Consider the following 19,541-nt stretch of genomic DNA (forward strand, 5'->3'; position numbering starts at 1 on the left):
GTGCCGCCTTATGTTGATGAGTCACGAGAAACTTTACTTTATAAGGATGATAACAAATGAAAGCAGTCAGAATACCAGAAGCGCATGTAATCGAACTAATAGATGTAGAAGAACCAGTGATTGAACAAGAAAATCAAGTGAAGGTTAAGATAAAAAGAGTCGGTATTTGCGGTTCAGATATGCATATTTTCCATGGAACAAACCCACTTGCTACATATCCTAGAATCGTAGGACATGAGGTGGCTGGTGAAATTATCGAAGTAGGAGCAGGCGTAAACAAGGTCGCGGTTGGTGATCATGTTGTAATTGAACCAATTACTTATTGCGGTGAGTGCTATGCTTGTAAGACCGGCAGGCCAAATGTATGTAAAGAAGTATCTGTATTTGGAGTTCATGAGGATGGCGGCATGAGAGAATTTGTTGTAATTCCAGAAAAACAAGTACACAAAATAGACTCAGAAATTGATTGGGATGAAACTGTTATGGCGGAGCCTTATACGATTGGTGCCCAAGCAACATGGAGAGGTAACGTTCACAAAGGTCAAACAGTTTTTATTCAAGGTGCTGGCCCAATAGGGATTACGGTTTTAAAAATGGCCAAGTTACGCGGAGCAACCGTGATTATTTCAGATTTAACAAATGAGCGTCTAGAATTTGCTAAAGAAAATGGTGCCGATTTTACCATTAACCCAACAGAAGTCGATGTTATTGATCAAATAAATAAAATAACAAATAGCGAAGGTGCTAATGTCGTAATAGATGCTGTCGGTATTCCACAATCATTTGAATTGAGTGTAGAAGTTGCTTCACCGGCAGGTTATGTAGTTACATTAGGATTTAATGCAACTCCATCATCTGTCGCGCTTATGCCAATTACTAAGAAAGAGTTAACAATTGTTGGCTCAAGGCTTCAAACAAACCAATTTGGTAAAGTAATAGAATTAATTAATCAGAAAAAATTAACCCATAGTGGCTTGGTGACCCATAAATTCCATGTAGCTCAGGTGAAAGAAGCATTTGAATTTATCAAGGGAAATCCAGATAAAGTGAGAAAAGCAGTTATAACATTTGATTAACAGGCTTTGGCCTATCAAAACGTGCTAATTTTTAAATGCTATCCAAGAAAAGGAAGAGATAAAATGAAATTTCCAAAGGATTGGTTACAGAATGATTCCTTAAGTGAACTCATTACAAGTGAATTAAGGTTACAGATAATTAATGGAGATTTCGAGAATGGTTCTGTTTTAAGTGAAAACAAAATATCGAGTTTATTCGAAACAAGCCGCTCACCGGTTAGGGAAGCTTTTAAAACCTTAGAAATAGAGGGGCTTGTTAACCTGGGAAGAATGGGTGCAACGGTACAAGGGTTAGATGAAGAAGGAATTAGAGAATTATATGATGTCAGATTTTTATTAGAAAATTTTTGTGTTAAAAAGATATATCATGACTTTGATTCAGATAGGGCAAGTGAATTCTATAGAATTCTTGATTTAATGAAATTTCATGCAAAATATAATGATTTTACAGAATTTGCCTATCAAGATTTGCTTTTTCACGAAACTATGATATTACTCGCAGATCATAAAAGGGTCTTATATTTTTGGAAGAATATACGAAATATTATTCTATGTTTTGTACTCGTTGCGACAGAAAAAAGGTTTAAAGAGGAAAAGGATAAAATTGGAAATCTAATAAATGAACATAAGTTACTCATTGATGCAATGGTAGAAAAAAATGAACAAAAAATAGATGATTGGATGAAGGATCATTTATTAGATACAAATGCATCGGTATTGAGTGCTTATTTAAAAAAGTGAAAATAAAAGATTTTCATTCTAGTTGGATAAAAGGGGTTTGTATAAATGCAAAAACTGGAATCGTTATTAAATAGGATACTAAAAATATTTATGGCTGTTTGTGTTGCTTCCATGAGTATTCTCATATTTTCAAACGTTGTTTCTAGATATGTATTTGATTCAAGTATTACCTGGGCAAATGAATTGTCCCGTTTCTTTTTTGTATGGCTCATATTTTTGGGGGCAATTAAAGCATTAAAAGAGAATGAGCATATGGGAGTAGATTTATTGATTAGAAGGTTTCCCAAAAGTGCCAGAAAGGTTTCTTTTCTATTTACAAATCTAATCGTACTCGTTCTACTTTATCTCATTTTTGATGGAAGTATTATCATTACACAATTAAGTGTTAATAGTCCGGCACCAGCTACAGGAATTCCATTTGCTCTTATTAATGGAATGGGAATTGTTGTAAGTATCGGCATGGCGATAATTGTTATCGTTCGTTTGATAAGGGTTATCTTTTTTAAAGATGATGTGGATCAATATATTTTTCCGAAACACGAACTAGAAGAAATTGACGGCGGGGAAGAGAGGATTAATAAATGACATTATTAATATTTATAGTCGTATTATTTGCATTAATTCTAATTGGTATGCCAGTTGCGTTTTCTCTCATAGCCACTTCCATTGTATTAATGTTTTATTTAGATGTATTTAGTACACAAGTTATAGCAACAAATATGATCAGTGGAGCAGATAATTTTCCACTAATGGCAATACCGTTTTTCGTACTTGCTGGTGAAATAATGAATGCAGGTGGAATGTCAAATCGAATTGTAAATTTTGCAATGTCCCTATTCGGTCATATTCGTGGCGGATTAGGTTATGTAAGTATTTTTGCTGGGGTTTTATTAGCTGGATTATCCGGATCGGCTGTAGCGGATACGGCAATGCTAGGGGCTATCTTAATACCGATGATGGTAAAAGCAGGGTACAGCCGTGAAAAGTCAACAGGGTTGATTGCTTCAAGTGGAATTATAGCGCCGATTTTACCACCTAGTATTCCGTTGATTGTATTCGGTGTTACGAGTGGTGTTTCGATTACAAGTTTATTCATGGCTGGTATTGTTCCAGGAATTATGATGGCCATTGGATTAGTGATTATTTGGGCTCTCATGATGAAAAAAGGTGATGTTACAGTTCTGCCAAGAAAAAGTGCTAAAGATGTTTGGAAGGGTTTACTAAGCTCATTCTGGGCTTTATTATTACCTGTTATTATTATCGTTGGATTACGTGGAGGTATTTTTACTCCTACTGAGGCAGGGGTAGTTGCTGCATTTTATGCTTTATTAATAAGTGTTGTAATCTATCGGGAATTAAAGTTGTCTGCCCTGTATGAAGTACTTGTTGCAACAGCGAAGACAACGAGTACCGTTATGTTTCTAATTGCAGCTGCGATGATTTCTGCATATTTAATTACAATATCTGATATTCCAATGGTTATTAGTGATTTCCTAGGGCCATTTACTGAAAACCCAACAGTTCTTATGCTAGTTATTGTGTTCATCTTATTTGTCGTTGGAACGGCAATGGATATCACTCCGGCTATTTTAATTCTAGTTCCTATCTTGATGCCGTTAGTAAAAATGGCTGGAATTAATGAAGTTTACTTTGGAATAGTCTTTGTATTTGTTTTAACAATTAGTCTATTAACTCCACCGGTAGGAACCGTTATGAACGTTGCTGCGGCGGTTGGAAAAGTTAGTATCGCTCAATTCGTGAAGGGTGTATGGCCATTCTTAGTAGTATATTCAATTATTGCGATTTTACTAGTATTGTTCCCATCCATCGTTCTTGTACCTTTAGAGTTTTTCCTTAAATAAGTAGAAAAGAAGAAGGGGTGGTTCTCAACCAACCCCTTCTTCATCTTTATGCCCTATTGTTGTTCGCCATTACGATGAATGGTCAACTGATGAGACACCGGAATTACCACTTTCAGCGTCAAATGCCTCCTTGATGGCTTTCCGCAATTGACGTTCAACTTCCCACTGCTCACCATTTTCTGTTTTCGCAATGACACGCAACACAATATCAGAGGTTCCAATTTCCTGAACACCAATGACATTGGGTCCATCGACAATAGACTGATTGTTGGCAGCAACTTGGTCACAAGCTTCTTGCATCACCACAATGGCTTGATCAATGTCCTCATCGTAAGCAATCTTTATATCAACAAGTGCGCGCATATTCCCTCTGGAATGGTTACTCACACTTTTAATGTCTCGATTCGGAATATAATGTAAGGTCCCATCAAATCCTCGAATTTGCGTTGTACGTAATCCTACAGATTCAACAACCCCACTAAGAGCTCCAAGGGTTACATAATCGTTCACATCAATTTGCTTTTCTAATAATAAGAAGAAGCCAGTTACAACATCACTTACTAGTCCCTGGGCTCCAAAACCAATGGCTAGTCCCACAACTCCAGCGCCAGCAATAAGACTTGCAACAGGGATATTAAAAATGTCAAATATGGAGGCAACCAAAATAAAGACCAACGCATAGGAGAGGATGTTTTCCATAAGCTTTTGTAGCGTGTGCGCTCGTCCTAAAGAAATATTTTGTTTATCCTGTAATTTCGTAAAGGTACGGTCAATGACTTTGTTCCCAATCTTTTTAACAATGATAAATGCAATGAAGACCCCGATTATTTTTAAGGCTGTAAAACCTGCATTGATGAGCAGGGCCTCCCAATTGTAATTGAACAAACTATCATCCTTCCTCATGTTTTTCTTTTTTCATAGTAAGAGAATACCACAATCACCTTGAGCAGATAAATAGACGGAAAAATTTCGCTTAATAAGTAATTATCATTAAAGTTCGCCTTAATTGACGGAGAAATTCCGCCTATTGACTCGGAAAATTCGAAAATAGGGGATTTTACTTGGCTTAATCGGAAAACCCACCCTTATTTCCCCCGAAGCGCGCTTCATTTTGCATATTACCGGAAAATCTCCGCCTATTTGCCTGGTGTACATTTCTAATAAAGAAACTCGCCAATTGGCGAGTTCTATATGACTGTATTTTACCTGCTTACTTTGTATAGTTATCAAAATATCCTTGGATGTAGACGAATGGAGTTCCTTTGTCTCCGCTTCCTGATGTTAGGTCAGAAAGAGAACCGATAAGGTCAGTTAGTCTTCTAGGTGTTGTTCCTTGTGCTTCCATTTGACCAACAAGGTCGCCTTCTTTGTTCGCGATAAATTCAGAGATTGCTTTTTTAAGTTCTTCACCTTTTAAATCAGCAAAATTGTTATCAGCAAGATATTTTAATTTTACTTCATTTGGTGTACCTTCAAGACCTGCAGTATAGGCAGGGGATACAACTGGGTCAGCTAGCTCCCAAATTTTTCCGACAGGGTCTTTAAAAGCACCGTCTCCGTAAACCATAACCTCTACATTTTTACCGGACTTCTCTTTAAGAAGCTCTTGAATGTTATCAACGATTGGTTGGCAATTACGAGGGAAAAGCTTTACACTTTCTTCCGTTGCTTTGTTTGAACCAAGTAAACCATATTGTTCATTATAACCGCTACCGTCGATAGATTCAGAAAGAATATTGTCAAGACTGTAGACCTTTTCGCCACCATTTGCTTTTAAAATTCTCTTTGTACGGAATCTCGTGTGTATATCACAAGTTAAAACGTTCTTTGTATAGTCTAAAATGGTTTTTGGATTGTTTGAGAAGATAACCTCACATTCAACCCCATATTCTTCGACTAACGATTTATAGTAATCAATGTAATCTACGCCAGTAAAGGGATGTGTATTGTATCCGAAAAGATCACGGAATTGTTGTTCTGTTAAAACATCTGTCCAAGGGTTTACCCCTTTTTCATCAAGAAGATCGATGTCCACTAAGTGGTTACCAACTTCATCTGAAGGATAGCTTAACATTAGGACAATTTTTTTCGCACCTTTCGCGATTCCACGAAGGTTGATTGCAAAACGGTTACGACTTAGAATTGGAAAAATGACGCCAACAGTGTCATCACCAAACTTTGATTCTACATCCTTTGCAATATCATTAATGGTCGCATAGTTTCCTTGAGCACGTGCAACAATAGATTCAGTTATTGTCACGATGTCTTTGTCCTGAATGGTAAAACCTTCAACCTCAGAAGCCGTTAATACAGTATCAACAACGATTTGCTCTATGCTGTCGCCTTTATTGATAATAGGTCCACGTAAACCTCTTGCAACAGTTCCAACTACTCTTTCCAAAACAATCACTCCTACATGCTAATAGACTTAATGTAAATAATATCTACTAGTACTATACATCTAATATATGATATAAGTAAAATTAATATATCTAATAATGGGTATAAGGGTGAGTTATATGATAGGAAAATTAGATTTATATAAGGTTTTTAGTGTGGTTGCAAAGAATGGAAGTTTTTCGAAGGCGGCAAAGGACCTTTTCATGACACAGCCTGCAGTTAGTCAGGCGATGATGCAGTTAGAAAGGGAGTTGGACATTCGGCTGTTTAATCGCACACCAAAAGGGGTGACTTTGACGAATGAAGGAAAATTATTATTTGAATATGTCCATTCCGCGATGAATCTCCTCCATGTTGGAGAGGAAATGATTTTAGAATTTAAAAATCTGACGAAAGGCGAATTAAGGATTGGTGTAGGGGATACGATATCAAAGCACTTTTTGCTGAAGTACCTAGAAACCTTCCACATGGAATATCCAAATATCAAGTTTAAAATTGAAAACGGTACGACCCAGGAGCTTATTTCTTTGTTAAAGTTGGGTGAGGTCGATCTTGCGGTTTGTAATTTCCCTGTAGATGATCCTGTTCTCGCGCAAATCCCTTGCATGGATATCCACGACATTTTTGTGTGTGGAGAAAATTACAATAAGTTTTTGCCTAAATCAGTGAGTTTACAAGAATTAATTAAGCATCCTTTAATCATTCTTGAACCAAAGTCAGTTTCTCGAAAGTATGTCGATGAGTTTTTGTTATCTAAGGGTTTAAGGATTTCACCCGAATTTGAACTAGGCTCACATGACTTGCTGTTAGAATTTGCGAAAATAAACCTAGGTATCGCTTGTGTCACGAAGGAATTCTCACAGGAATATTTAGTAAAGGGCATTTTACACGAGGTGCCGATAAATGAAGAAATTCCAAAACGAAGCATTGGAATCTGTTACGTCAAAAATGTACCACTATCAACCGCGTCGACAAAATTTTTGGAGATCATCGAGAACCGTAGGGACGGTATTCCTGGTTAATCTTGAACCGCCCCACGTGTTTATTCCACATAATATATTTTTGAATGGGTAGCATCATAGCAATAAAGTCTTCCGCCATATGCACAGCCGCCATCAATGCCGATAATGTTATTTTTACCGAAATACATGTCGTTGCTTTTATGTAAGTATTTTGTAGGTGTATGGCCGAATATGACCGTTTTTTCTCCGGTATATCCATTGTGAAATTCCTCTCGAATCCAGACGAATAGATGGGGGTCTGTTGATTCTAATGGTGTTTCCGGATGAACACCTGCATGAACAAAAATATGTGTATCTGTTTCATAGTAATAAGGAAATTCTTTTAAAATGTCTAAATGAGGTCGGATTTCTTCATTCATTTCAAGAAGGTTTGGCATTTCTTCTGTTGTGTACCAATACTTGGCATCATCTTTTTCAATGTGGTAGCCATAGTTTTGGAGCGTTTTAATTCCGCCATTGTAAAACCATCTTTTGACGCTCATCGAATCAGCACGAAAGGCCTCCATCATCAATTTTTCGTGATTGCCAATTAACGCAATCGCACCGTCATTTCGTAATTGAATCACTTTATCTAAAACGGCCCTTGATTGTGGTCCACGATCAACGTAGTCTCCTAACAAAAAAAGCTGATCTTGCTTATAATCATATTGTACAAGCTCCAATAGTTGCTCGAATTTATCTAAATCTCCATGAATATCACTAATCGCAAGCATTCGCTTCACACATCACACAACCTTTTTCATTATAGGTACTTCTATTTTAACACATCCTACATTTAGTTAAGGAATCCCCCATTTTGTATAATCTTTATTGATTTAAAAAATACTAGAAGTATTAAAAGGAAAGTTGTGTCGTCAATGAAATTAAAAAGTCAGTTATCAGTTGCATTTATCCTTTGTCTCTTTTCGCTAATCGTCTTTGGTGTACTGGCCTATTATGTTCACGGTCATGATATTATTCGATTTGACAGCCGTGTCATATCGCTGATACAGGGGATGGAGTCGGTCTGGCTAACCTTTCTGATGAAGTTCCTTTCGTTTATTGGATCAGCACCAGTTATCATTGTTTTATCCATTTTAATTCTGTTTTTCCTATATAAAGCATTAAAGCATCGCTATGAGCTCATTTTGTTTGTGGGAGTAATGGTGGGGTCACCGCTTTTGAACATTTTATTGAAGGAATTGTTTAAACGAGTAAGACCAGATTTTCACCGATTAGTTGAAATTTCAGGCTATAGCTTTCCGAGTGGACATGCGATGAGTGCTTTAACGTTTTATGGGATTATCACGTTCTTGTTGTGGCGTCATATTTCAGTAAAGTGGGGGAGAATAGCACTTCTTACGTTTAGCGGACTTATGATTTTCGGTATAGGGATGAGTCGGATTTATCTGGGTGTTCATTACCCAACCGATGTAATCGGAGGCTATTTCGCAAGCGCCGTGTGGCTAGGATTTTCAATTTGGACCTTTCAATGGTTCAAGGAAAGACGAGCGGTTAGGTATGCAAGGCTGGGAACTGGATAAGTTACCCCAAGCGGCACAATTACATGTGTCGAATCTTGGGGAAATGTTTTAATTGAATATGAAAGCGCTATCAATTATAATAAAGTCAGGTGGATGACATGTGTGGTCATCATGGTATTTGGCGAAGGTGGGGCCAATACTGTAGTGAGGTAATACATTAACGAGTAACTTTTTAAAAGTATTCTTTAAAAGAGACCTTTTAATTCGGTGGTGAATTAAAAGGTCTCTTTTTTTGATGTTATTATTATTTCAAATTAAGTCAGCCTCATCGAACTCCTGGAAATTTGATGATTGTTTTGGAAGGATGAATTTCTCATAAAACTTGTGGAAGATAAAATTCATCAGAGCGTCTGAAAAAATCAACATAAAAAACTTGGCAGAACTAATTTTTAATTTGAAAAATTGTAGCTTTCTAAGTAATGAAACGACCGGATATGCATAAATCCAATCTGCCACAAGGTTTATGATCGTGTATGGGAGAAACTTCCCCTTTGATAAATTAAACACCCAATAAGTTGCAAAAAGATAGGGTCCCAATATTAATATACAAACGTCACACACCATGGCACCAACGCTGCCCTTTACCTTCCAGAGCTTATGTACAGTAAAGTAGAAAATCTCAAACATTATAATGCTAGAAGAAAACAAGGCAACAGGTAAGTATTTTATGTAAGATTTCTTTGGAAGTAACACTGCTGCAACCACCGAACATAGAACAATAAAAATCCTAATGCCGTTTTTTAACATGTAAAACAGTCCTTTCAGAACCAAGTTTTTCTTAATGTGTTCTAAGAGAAAGGTTCTTATACGAAAAACAAGGTCCTGGACAGGCACTAGGTGGGCAATTGGGACCACAAGAACCGTCCCTACGGTTCCGTTAAATTAGTTCGATGGAACTAAATTCCAATGCTTACAATAATTATAAATAATATTTTGATATAATTTTATTTTCTGAAAAGTGTTGATTTTGGGTATTTTTCGTGATATATTAATGACTATCAAATTGAGATTTGTAAGCAAGTGGGTTTATCAGTATAATTTTTATGCTCTAGATATGCTATCGGGAAAACTACTATTTAAAGGTTATCTAGGGTGTTTTAGGAGGAATAGATATGTCATCTAGAGGTTCATTTAGCTACACCATAGCAGTAGGATTTATGCTATTTGCATTATTCTTTGGAGCGGGAAATTTAATATTCCCAGTTCAAATAGGTCAATTAGCAGGAAGTAATGTTTTTTCAGCGAATTTCGGTATGCTTATTACAGGAGTAGGTTTACCTGTTCTTGGTATCATGGCGTTAGCTTTCTCAGGTAAAAGTGATTTGGAATCACTAGCAGGCAGAGTTAATCCATTATATGGAGTTTTCTTTACCGTTGCCCTTTATTTAACAATTGGTCCTTTATTTGCAATTCCAAGAACAAACACGGTAGCGTATGAGATTGGGATCGCACCCTTTATTGAGAATCAAGCAAGCCATCTACCATTAATTATTTTTACAATCATCTTTTTCGGTTTAACATTATACTTTTCACTAAAATCTAGTAAGATTGTTGATATTGTCGGAAAAGTACTAACACCGATTTTATTAGTAGTCATTGCGGTCCTTATTATTGCGGCATTTGTTAATCCAATTGGTGCAATCCAAGACCCTACAGAAACATATGCAACAAATAGTTTCTTTAAAGGCTTCCAGGAAGGCTATAACACAATGGATGCACTTGCAGCGTTCGTGTTTGGAATTATCATCATTAATATCATGAAAGAACGCGGTGCACGTACTAAAAAAGAAATCATGGTTTCAACAGGTAAGGTTGCATTAGTTGCCGGTGTATTATTAGCTGCCATCTACTCTTCACTTGCATACTTAGGAGCTACAAGTGTGGAAGGATTTGGCATTATGGAAAATGGTGGAGCGGTTTTAGCTTCTGCTTCTCAGCACTTCTTTGGTTGGTATGGTAAATTAATTCTTGCTGTTATCGTTATTGCAGCATGTTTAACAACAAGTATCGGACTTATCACATCTTGTGCAGCATATTTCTCAAAATTAGTTCCTGCTCTTTCTTATAAGCGATGGGCAGTTATCTTTACATTATTTAGTGCAGTTATCTCAAACTTTGGTTTAAGTACAATTATTAACTTTTCAATTCCAGTACTTGTTTTGCTTTATCCATTGGCAATGTGTTTAATGGTATTAACATTCTTACACCCTCTATTCAAGGGACGTAAGGAAGTGTACCAAGTTAGTATTTTAGCTACATTCATCCTAAGTATTAATGATGGATTGAACGCAGCTGGTGTAAAAATTGCTGCTATCAATGAACTATTTACAGCAGTTCTTCCTCTTTATTCCGTAGGATTAGGGTGGATCATTCCAGCGATTATCGGCGGGGTAATCGGATATTTAATTAGTATCATTAAAAATGGTGCTCTAAATCCAGAGCCAATTGAAGAATAACCAAGAAGTCACAATGGGCAGTTATTACTTGCTCGTTGTGATTTTTTACTCATTGCTTAGATTTACATCCAAAATCATATAATATGAAACTTTTGACATTCTCTTAAAAAGGAAATATAGTTTAGGTGAGTAGTAAAAAACATATTTTATATAATGGATTGTTACTGCAGAGGCAGGCAAAACCTAATTTACATTTATTAAAATACACATGTATTTAATTTATGTAACATGGTATTGTCTGTCTTTATTTGTTTTTACTAGCAATATAACCAAAATTATTATATGGAGGATAAATATAATGCAAAACAATAGTAAATTTCCAAAAGGTTTTTTATGGGGCGGTGCTACTGCAGCTAATCAGTTAGAAGGTGGCTTTAGTGAAGGTAATAAAGGTTTGAACATTGCCGATGTCTTACCAGGAGGTAAAGTAAGAGGTTCTGTCAGATTAGACCCTAATTTTGACTTTACTATTAACAAAGAGAAATACCATTATCCGAATCATGATGCGATCGACCATTACCATCGTTATAAAGAAGATATTGCTTTATTTGCAGAAATGGGATTCAAAGCATATCGTATGTCTATTGCTTGGTCTAGAATATTTCCAAATGGTGATGAATTAGAACCAAATGAAGAGGGATTGGCTTTTTATGAAAAAGTATTTGATGAATTACACAAATATGGAATTGAACCGGTAGTAACTCTTTCTCATTATGAAATGCCTCTCCATTTAATTAAAGAATATGGTGGTTGGAGAAGTCGTGAAGTTGTAACTTTCTTTGAAAGATATGCAAGAACTGTTTTTAACCGCTATAAGAATAAAGTTAAATATTGGTTAACATTCAATGAAATAAATAGTGGATTAAGAATCCCTCTTTATGGACTTGGATTTATTCGAAAAACAGAAGAAGATAAATACCAACCAACATTCCAAGCATTTCACCATCAATTCCTAGCTAGTGCCTTAGCGGTCAAACTAGGTCACGAAATTATTCCAGGTTCTCAAATTGGTTGTATGATTCTTTATGCACCAGTATATGCTTACGACTGTAATCCCGAAAATGTGATGTTTGCTTTAGAAGAAAAACGTTTCTTTAATTATTTCTGTGGAGATGTTCAAGTAAAAGGTAAATATCCTAGATTTATTAATAGATACTTCAAAGAACATAATATTGAACTTGATATACAAGATGGAGATTTAGAACTACTAGAAGAAGGAAAAGTAGATTTTATTTCTCTTAGCTATTATATGTCTCGTACTGACAAATTGGATAATCCGGATAAAGGTGAAGGAAATATGATTGGTGGTGCTAGAAATCCATTCCTTAAAGCAAGTGATTGGGGATGGGAAATTGACCCTACTGGTCTTCGTATTTCTTTAAATGAATTATATGACCGTTATGAAGTCCCTTTATTTATTGTAGAAAATGGATTAGGTGCTCATGATAAAATCGAAGAAAATGGTTCGATTAATGACGATTATCGGATTGAGTATCTAAAAGAACATATTAATGCAATGGCTGATGCTATTGAAGATGGCGTTGAAATGATTGGGTACACTTCTTGGGGTTGTATAGATCTTGTTAGTGCTGGAACAGGGGAAATGGCAAAAAGATATGGCTTTATTTATGTAGATAAACATGATGATGGAACTGGAGCATTAGAGCGTAAAAAGAAAAAGTCTTTTTACTGGTATCAAAATGTGATTAAAACAAATGGTGAAGAATTATAAATAATACGTATAGAAATCCAATAGCTCCCCACTTTTCATTGAAAAGTGGGGAAAGCTAAAGACTAAGGTGGCATAAGACATGAAATTAATAGCTTTAGATTTGGATGGAACAACTTTAAATTCAAAAAAGGAAATTAGTGAAGAAACTGTAAAAACAATTAAGAAAGCACAAGAACAAGGGCATATTGTGATGGCACTATCTGGACGTGCTGCACACTCAATCACCTTTGAACTGAAAAAACATGGTCTTAATTGTATAGTTGGTGCCAATAATGGAGCTTCACTATACGTGGACGATGACTTAATAAGTATGATTACTTTAACACCTGAGCAACATCGGAAAATAATCATGGAACTAGATAAAGAGTTTATACCTTTCAATATGTCTACTAATAAAGGAGTCTTTGCACCAAAAAACTGGGAAGAACGTTTGCGTAAAGTACTTTCTTCGGGTTTAGTGCCAGAGGAAAACTATAGTCATAAAAACTTTAAAATATTTACGACTCCTCCTCATATCTATGGTCACCCTATTTACGATAAAACGGAAGAAATAATAGATGATGAATCGATTACTATACAAAAATTTCTGATTTTAACCTTCGATCCTATACAGAAAAAAAGAATAGAAAGCTTTCTTAATTCAATTGAAGGTATAAATATCGCTTCTGCTACTCTGAACGTTGATATCATGCATGTCGATGCGCATAAAGGAAGTGCATTAAAACGAATGGCAGAATACTATAACATCCCCTTAGAAGATACGATTGCAATTGGAGATGATGCGAATGATATTGCTATGTTAAATATAGCAGGCCTTTCAATTGCTATGGGGAATGCAGAAGAAGAAGTTAAAAAATATGCGGATTTAGTTACCTTAACAAATGATGAAAATGGCGTTGCTTACGCAATCGAAAAATACGTTTTAGAAAAACAAACAACATAAAGGCAAGATAGGATCACCTGCTTTACATAGCATGTAGCTCGAATTCAAGGTCCTCCCTTTTGTAATAATCCTATAACTTGTTATAATAGAAGGTAGGATTGTTACTGGTAAAGCAGGCAAAACCTAAGTAAAGTGTTTCTTATTTGGGAGACGGTTTATTTAGGTTTTTTATTTTTATGTGGGAAAGGGGATTTTGGATATGAAACTGATTGCTTCTGATTTGGATGGAACTCTGTTAAATGATAATAGTAAGGTGAGCGAGGCAAATGTACGTGCCATTCAAAAAGCAATAGATAAAGGGATAAAATTTGTGGTTGTAACAGGAAGGTCCTATGATGCTGCACATACGCCGCTTAAGGAAGTAGGGATTACTTGTCCCGTTATTACCTTAAACGGTGCTAGTTCATTTGATATGGATGGAAATGTTTTACGAGATATTCCAATGGATTTGTCTGTTAGCAAGAAGGTGTATACTGCATGCCATAATGGTAAGATGTATACTGAATTTTTTACGAACAAAGGCTTATTCTCATTTGGAAGAGACAAGTTTATAGAAAGAATGACTAAGTGGTTGAAAACAACTTTTCCTGATTTTACAGATGAAGAAATTAATCAACGAATCGAGCAGCGTTTTCAGGATGAAAGTGTTCAGTTTGTTGAGGATTATGAACAGTTGGAAGCCATAAACGATCTTAAAATTTATAAGTTGTTAAGCTTTGCGGAGGATGAGGAAAGCCATACGCAAGTGTTAAATGAGCTTAAGGATGAGACTGGAACGGTGATTACGTCATCAGGATATTTAAATCTTGAATTTAACCACCCAGAGGCTAAAAAAGGCTTAGCACTCAAGGAATTGGCAAACAGCATGGGGATTAATATGAAGGATGTCATGTCATTGGGAGATAACTTAAACGATAAAAGTATGCTCGAAATGGCTGGACGCGGTGTTGCCATGGGGAATGCCAACGAAGAAATTTTGAATCTATGTAAATTCAAGACGAAAACAAACGAGGAAGATGGGGTAGCTTACGCAATCGAAGAGATGCTAAAGGAGTATTATCAATAAGGATGTGCCAAAGTAATATCATTGACAAGCCAAATCATATTTGATATAAAAAAGGTAACGTTTGCAATAGAATAAAAGGATTGTTACTGTTCGGCAGGCAAAACCTATGTTTGTGATAGAATATCAATAATGGTATTCTTATGTACAAATATAGGTTTTTTTATTGGACTTTGTGATTTTGGGGCGAGGTGGATTCATGAAAATCGAGAAGGTATTAAATAACAATGTTGTTATGTGTAGAAATGAGCATGATCAAGAGATTGTTGCCATGGGGAAGGGCTTAGCCTTTCAACGAAAATCTGGTGATGAAATAGATGTGTCTAAAATTGAGAAAACCTTTGTGTTACAAAATCATGATATAGTCGAAAAGCTTGCCAAATTGCTTGAAGATACATCAGAGTTTTATTTAAGTATATCCTCTAAAGTATTAGAATACGCAAAAACCCAGTTGCCGAATAAATTGGATGATTTTTTATATGTGGCCTTAACAGATCACCTAAGCTTTGCAATCAGTCGACACAAGCAAGGAATTCAATTCAAGAATGCCCTATTATGGGAGATACGAAAATATTATAAAAAAGAGTTTCAGGTTGCTTTAAAAGCACTGGACATCATTGAACAAGAAACAGGGATAAGGCTTGATGAAAATGAAGCGGCATCAATTGCTTTGCATTTGGTGAACGGTCAGCTCTCAGGGGATGATATGGCGTCAACAGTTCAAATTACAAAGATGGTGAATGATATTTTAAACATTGTTAAATACCATTTTAAGATGGAACTTGATGAAACCTCTTTGAACTATGAACGGTTTTTAACACATCTACGTTTCTTTGGAATGAGGTACATGCGTAATGAAACCTCATTCGATTCCATTGATGATTTTTTCCATGGACAGATTAAGCTCAAATACTCTGAAGCTTACATGTGTACGCAAAAAGTTGCAACCTATTTAAAGAATGAGTTAGGTTGGGAAATTTCTAAGGAAGAGGAAATTTATTTGACTGTACACATTCATCGGGTCACCAATCGTCATTTACTTAACCAAAAGGTAAAATAGGATTTTGTCGAAAAAAGAAGTAAATTGTCAAAGAAAGCGTTGACAGAATGAAAACAACTTGCTATATTAAAATTGTAAATTTCATATCGATCGATGGAATGTTACCTTAATAGGGCATAACCTGAACTGACTTTGAACACGCTTAAAATGTGTGTTTAACTTTAGTTCAGGTTTTTTATTTGTAAAAAATTGTAAAAATTTTACTAGAAAGCAGGGGCCAAACATATGAAGTATGAACAGTTAGCCAAAGACATTATTGAAAATGTCGGTGGAAAGGAAAATGTGAATAGTGTTGTTCACTGTGTTACTCGTTTACGCTTTAAACTTAAAGATGAGGGTAAAGCGAATACAGAAGTATTAAAAAACATGGATGGCGTTGTCACAGTCATGAAAAGTGGCGGTCAATATCAAGTAGTTATCGGAAACCATGTACCTGATGTATATAAGGATGTTGTTCAGGCTGGTGGATTTGAATCAGGACAACCAGTGGATGCAGATGAAGGTAATGGAGAAAAGCAAAACTTGTTCAATCGTTTTATTGATATTATCTCAAGTATCTTCCAACCTGTTCTAAGTTTACTAGCGGCTACAGGAATTATCAAAGGTTTTAATTCTTTATTCCTTGCGTTAGGTTGGTTAGAAAATACTGATGGCACATATCTGTTGTTAAATGCAATCGGAGATGGATTCTTCGTATTCTTACCAATTTTCTTAGGTTATACTGCAATGAAAAAATTTGGTGGAACGCCTTTCCTTGGAATGGCAATTGCGGCAGCGTTAGTTCATCCAAGTCTTCCAGGAATTAAAGCCGGCGAAGCAATCATGACACTATTTACTGGAACGATGTTTGAATCGCCAGTACAAATTGCATTCTTAGGTATACCTGTAATTTTAATGAGCTACACATCTTCCGTTATTCCAATTATTTTAGCAACCTATTTTGCTTCGAAACTTGAGAAAGCATTCGCGAAAGTTGTTCCAACGGTTGTGAAATCATTCGGAGTTCCGTTCCTTACATTAATCGTTATCGTACCTTTAACATTTTTAATTATTGGTCCAGTAGCAACTTGGATTGCAAATTCAATTGGTCAAGGTGCAACATTTATTTATGAAGCAGCTCCTCTTGTTGCAGGTTTAGTTTTAGGTGGATTCTGGCAAGTGTTTGTTATCTTTGGAGTCCATTGGGGATTAATTCCAATCTATTACAATAACTTAGCTGTAAATGGTTTCGATACATTTATCACAATGACAATTCCGGCTTCTTTTGCTCAAATTGGTGCAGTATTAGGGGTACTAGTATTAACAAAAAATCAAAAATTAAAATCATTAAGTATTCCAGCATTTATTTCAGGTATTTTTGGAGTAACAGAACCAGCTATTTATGGGGTTACATTACCACTTAAAAGACCATTTATCATGAGCTGTATTGCTGCTGGTGTTGGTGGAGCGGTCATTGCAGTATCAGGTTCAGCGCTTTATTCAGCTGGTCCACTTGGAATATTTAAAATTCCTACTTTCATCCATCCTGAACATGGGATTGATGCAGGCTTTTGGGGAATGATTCTTTCGTTAGTAGTAGCATTTGTTTTAGGTTTTGTCCTAACGGTATTTTTCGGTGGAGTAAATAAAAAAGTATCAACTGCAAATGAAACAACAAGTCATAAGGAAGCTGCTGCAACATCTGAAGCAAAGCCAGTAGCACCTATTCAAGATACAAAAAATGAAACAGTATTTAGTCCTTTTAACGGTAAAGTAATGGCTTTATCAGAAATTGAAGATGCTGCTTTCGCATCAGGAGCACTTGGACAGGGTGTTGCTATCGACCCTTCAGAAGGAAAATTATTTGCTCCTGTTTCAGGTACGGTAACTGCACTGTTCCCAACAAACCACGCAATTGGCATTACAAGTGATAGTGGAGCAGAGATTTTAATTCATATTGGCATGGATACGGTACAACTTGAGGGGAAATATTTCTCTGCAAAAGTTGCTCAAGGTGACCGTGTTGAAAAGGGACAACATCTAATTGAATTTGAACCTGAGAAAATTAAAGAAGCAGGCTATATTGTAGCAACACCTGTTGTGGTTACCAACTTCCAACAGTTTGAAATGAAGATTCATACGGACCAACAAATGCAAGTTGGCGATGTATTAATGGAATTAGAGAAAAAGGCATAAGACATTTTAAAAGAAGAAGGAAAGAATTTGGCTTTCCTTCTTTTACTACATACTCTTGGAGGAATTACCGTGGAACATAAGACACTAAAACCATTCCCCAAAGACTTTTTCTGGGGTGCCTCAACTTCAGCATACCAGACTGAAGGTGCTTGGAATGAAGATGGAAAGGGTCCATCTGTTATTGATGTAAAAAGAATTCCTGAGGGTACAACAGATTATAAAGTCGCAAGTGACCATTATCATCATTATAAAGAGGATGTAAAACTATTTGCTGAAATGGGCTTTAAGGCATATCGTTTTTCAGTCGCTTGGACTCGTATTATTCCAAATGGTACGGGAGAAGTAAACCAAAAAGGCATAGAATTTTACAGTAACTTAATTGATGAATTAATAGCAAATGGAATTGAACCCATTGTTACAATGTATCATTTTGATTTACCTAATGCCCTACAAGAAAAAGGTGGTTGGTCTAGACGCGAAGTAGTTGATGTATTTGAAAGATATGCGGAAATTTTATTTGAACACTATGGTGATCGCGTAAAATACTGGTTAACCATAAATGAACAAAACATGATGATTTTACATGGATCAGCACTTGGTACACTCGATCCAAATTTAGAAGATCCCCAAAAAGAATTATATCAACAAAACCATCATATGCTTCTTGCGCAAGCAAAAGCGATGGTTCTCTGTCATAAAATGCTTCCAAACGCAAAAATTGGTCCTGCTCCTAATATCTCATACATTTATCCAGCAACTTCAAAGCCAGGAGATGTTCTAGCTGCACAGAACTTTAATGCTGTTCGAAACTGGTTGTATCTTGATATGGCGGTATTTGGAAGATATAACAATATCGCATGGAGTTTTATGGAGGAAAAAGGATATACTCCAACTATTTTAGAAGGTGATATGGAAATCCTTCAAGCTGCTAAACCAGACTTCATTGCATTTAACTATTACACGTCTAAGACGGTTGCTGAAAGTAAGGGTAATGAAAATGCATTCGGACATACAGGAGACCAAGAACTTGTGGTTGGAGAACCGGGTGTTTATAAGGGAGCTTCCAATTCGAATCTAGAAAAAACAGAATTTGGATGGGAAATTGATCCTGTAGGTTTCCGTTCAACTCTACGCGAAATTTATAGCCGTTATCATTTGCCACTCATCATTACCGAAAATGGATTAGGTGCTTACGATAAGCTAGAAGAGGGGGATATCGTCAATGACCCATATCGAATTGAGTACTTACGAAAACATATTGAACAGATCCAGTTGGCGATTACAGATGGTGTAGATGTTTTTGGTTATTGCCCTTGGTCTGCGATAGACTTAGTGAGCACACACCAAGGGATTATGAAGCGTTATGGCTTTATTTATGTAAATAGATATGATGATGATTTGAAGGACTTACGTCGTATTCGAAAACAAAGCTTTTTCTGGTATAAAGATCTGATTCAATCCAATGGAGAAAATTTATAAATAACACTA

The 19,541-nt window shown here is 36.0% G+C and carries 16 protein-coding genes and 1 pseudogene; 13 read left to right on the forward strand and 4 right to left on the reverse strand.

The genetic code is table 11. From position 1 onward, the window contains the following. Positions 1–56: 56 nt before the first annotated feature. From V7147_RS04195 to V7147_RS04210, 4 genes are all read left to right on the forward strand, one after another. Entirely contained in the window at positions 57–1,076 is a 1,020-nt protein-coding gene (locus V7147_RS04195; protein WP_335366609.1) for a zinc-binding alcohol dehydrogenase family protein, read from the forward strand. Positions 1,077–1,139: 63 nt separating this feature from the next. After that, positions 1,140–1,817, forward strand: a complete 678-nt coding sequence (locus V7147_RS04200; protein ID WP_335366610.1) for a GntR family transcriptional regulator — start codon at positions 1,140–1,142, stop codon at positions 1,815–1,817. A gap of 45 nt (positions 1,818–1,862) precedes the next feature. After that, the gene (locus V7147_RS04205; RefSeq protein WP_335366611.1) at positions 1,863–2,402 is read left to right on the forward strand and encodes a TRAP transporter small permease; all 540 of its coding nucleotides are present in this window, start codon (positions 1,863–1,865) and stop codon (positions 2,400–2,402) included. Beyond that, positions 2,399–3,679 carry a TRAP transporter large permease gene (locus tag V7147_RS04210; RefSeq protein WP_335366612.1) on the forward strand — a complete coding sequence of 427 codons (1,281 nt, stop codon included), beginning with the start codon at positions 2,399–2,401 and terminating at the stop codon, positions 3,677–3,679. The genes V7147_RS04205 and V7147_RS04210 overlap by 4 nt, the downstream gene beginning before the upstream one ends. 53 nt (positions 3,680–3,732) lie before the next feature. Here V7147_RS04210 and V7147_RS04215 read toward each other — a convergent pair. Together V7147_RS04215 and V7147_RS04220 are read right to left on the reverse strand one after the other, a co-directional pair. Next, positions 3,733–4,582: pseudogene (locus tag V7147_RS04215) on the reverse strand (mechanosensitive ion channel family protein). A gap of 307 nt (positions 4,583–4,889) precedes the next feature. Continuing rightward, entirely contained in the window at positions 4,890–6,080 is a 1,191-nt protein-coding gene (locus tag V7147_RS04220; RefSeq protein WP_335366613.1) for a coenzyme F420-0:L-glutamate ligase, read from the reverse strand. Positions 6,081–6,198: 118 nt separating this feature from the next. Here V7147_RS04220 and V7147_RS04225 point away from each other — a divergent pair, with 118 nt between their 5' ends. Next, positions 6,199–7,101 carry a LysR family transcriptional regulator gene (locus V7147_RS04225; protein WP_335366614.1) on the forward strand — a complete coding sequence of 301 codons (903 nt, stop codon included), beginning with the start codon at positions 6,199–6,201 and terminating at the stop codon, positions 7,099–7,101. A 20-nt stretch (positions 7,102–7,121) separates the two neighbouring features. Here the strand turns inward: V7147_RS04225 and V7147_RS04230 are convergent, their stop codons facing one another. Next, complete coding sequence (locus tag V7147_RS04230) at positions 7,122–7,823, reverse strand: metallophosphoesterase family protein (RefSeq protein WP_335366615.1); 702 nt, start codon at positions 7,821–7,823, stop codon at positions 7,122–7,124. 135 nt (positions 7,824–7,958) lie between these two features. Between V7147_RS04230 and V7147_RS04235 the strand changes: the two genes are divergently transcribed. Further along, positions 7,959–8,624, forward strand: coding sequence for a phosphatase PAP2 family protein (locus V7147_RS04235; RefSeq protein ID WP_335366616.1), 666 nt, complete (start codon positions 7,959–7,961; stop codon positions 8,622–8,624). Positions 8,625–8,873: 249 nt separating this feature from the next. Here V7147_RS04235 and V7147_RS04240 read toward each other — a convergent pair whose 3' ends face one another. Next, positions 8,874–9,371: a hypothetical protein gene (locus V7147_RS04240; protein WP_335366617.1), complete on the reverse strand. Its 498-nt coding sequence runs from the start codon at positions 9,369–9,371 to the stop codon at positions 8,874–8,876. Between the two features lie 365 nt (positions 9,372–9,736). On the opposite strand from V7147_RS04240, the gene brnQ reads away from it, so the two are divergent. From brnQ to V7147_RS04275, 7 genes are all read left to right on the forward strand, one after another. Next, positions 9,737–11,080: a branched-chain amino acid transport system II carrier protein gene (gene brnQ, locus V7147_RS04245; protein ID WP_335366618.1), complete on the forward strand. Its 1,344-nt coding sequence runs from the start codon at positions 9,737–9,739 to the stop codon at positions 11,078–11,080. Between the two features lie 298 nt (positions 11,081–11,378). Further along, positions 11,379–12,812: a glycoside hydrolase family 1 protein gene (locus V7147_RS04250; RefSeq protein ID WP_335366619.1), complete on the forward strand. Its 1,434-nt coding sequence runs from the start codon at positions 11,379–11,381 to the stop codon at positions 12,810–12,812. Positions 12,813–12,891: 79 nt separating this feature from the next. Then, on the forward strand, positions 12,892–13,755 hold the full coding sequence (locus tag V7147_RS04255; protein ID WP_335366620.1) for a Cof-type HAD-IIB family hydrolase: 864 nt from the start codon (positions 12,892–12,894) through the stop codon (positions 13,753–13,755). A 199-nt stretch (positions 13,756–13,954) separates the two neighbouring features. Beyond that, on the forward strand, positions 13,955–14,821 hold the full coding sequence (locus V7147_RS04260) for a Cof-type HAD-IIB family hydrolase (RefSeq protein WP_335366621.1): 867 nt from the start codon (positions 13,955–13,957) through the stop codon (positions 14,819–14,821). Positions 14,822–15,017: 196 nt separating this feature from the next. After that, positions 15,018–15,878, forward strand: a complete 861-nt coding sequence (gene licT, locus V7147_RS04265; protein ID WP_335366622.1) for a BglG family transcription antiterminator LicT — start codon at positions 15,018–15,020, stop codon at positions 15,876–15,878. 225 nt (positions 15,879–16,103) lie between these two features. After that, positions 16,104–18,053 (forward strand): beta-glucoside-specific PTS transporter subunit IIABC, encoded by a 1,950-nt coding sequence (locus V7147_RS04270; protein WP_335366623.1) that lies wholly within the window; start codon positions 16,104–16,106, stop codon positions 18,051–18,053. 69 nt (positions 18,054–18,122) lie between these two features. Next, complete coding sequence (locus V7147_RS04275) at positions 18,123–19,532, forward strand: glycoside hydrolase family 1 protein (protein ID WP_335366624.1); 1,410 nt, start codon at positions 18,123–18,125, stop codon at positions 19,530–19,532. Positions 19,533–19,541 lie beyond the last annotated feature (9 nt).

It is taken from the genome of Bacillus sp. JJ1521, assembly GCF_036965165.1.
Classification (GTDB): domain Bacteria; phylum Bacillota; class Bacilli; order Bacillales; family Bacillaceae_L; genus Ferdinandcohnia.

Excerpts from the sequence above, each read along its gene's own strand:
- V7147_RS04240 (WP_335366617.1), bottom strand. The coding sequence starts at position 9,371 with ATGTTAAAAAACGGCATTAGGATTTTTATTGTTCTATGTTCGGTGGTT.
- V7147_RS04195 (WP_335366609.1), top strand. The coding sequence starts at position 57 with ATGAAAGCAGTCAGAATACCAGAAGCGCATGTAATCGAACTAATAGAT.
- V7147_RS04225 (WP_335366614.1), top strand. The coding sequence starts at position 6,199 with ATGATAGGAAAATTAGATTTATATAAGGTTTTTAGTGTGGTTGCAAAG.
- brnQ (WP_335366618.1), top strand. The coding sequence starts at position 9,737 with ATGTCATCTAGAGGTTCATTTAGCTACACCATAGCAGTAGGATTTATG.
- V7147_RS04205 (WP_335366611.1), top strand. The coding sequence starts at position 1,863 with ATGCAAAAACTGGAATCGTTATTAAATAGGATACTAAAAATATTTATG.
- V7147_RS04235 (WP_335366616.1), top strand. The coding sequence starts at position 7,959 with ATGAAATTAAAAAGTCAGTTATCAGTTGCATTTATCCTTTGTCTCTTT.
- V7147_RS04200 (WP_335366610.1), top strand. The coding sequence starts at position 1,140 with ATGAAATTTCCAAAGGATTGGTTACAGAATGATTCCTTAAGTGAACTC.
- V7147_RS04210 (WP_335366612.1), top strand. The coding sequence starts at position 2,399 with ATGACATTATTAATATTTATAGTCGTATTATTTGCATTAATTCTAATT.
- V7147_RS04250 (WP_335366619.1), top strand. The coding sequence starts at position 11,379 with ATGCAAAACAATAGTAAATTTCCAAAAGGTTTTTTATGGGGCGGTGCT.
- V7147_RS04270 (WP_335366623.1), top strand. The coding sequence starts at position 16,104 with ATGAAGTATGAACAGTTAGCCAAAGACATTATTGAAAATGTCGGTGGA.
- licT (WP_335366622.1), top strand. The coding sequence starts at position 15,018 with ATGAAAATCGAGAAGGTATTAAATAACAATGTTGTTATGTGTAGAAAT.
- V7147_RS04255 (WP_335366620.1), top strand. The coding sequence starts at position 12,892 with ATGAAATTAATAGCTTTAGATTTGGATGGAACAACTTTAAATTCAAAA.
- V7147_RS04260 (WP_335366621.1), top strand. The coding sequence starts at position 13,955 with ATGAAACTGATTGCTTCTGATTTGGATGGAACTCTGTTAAATGATAAT.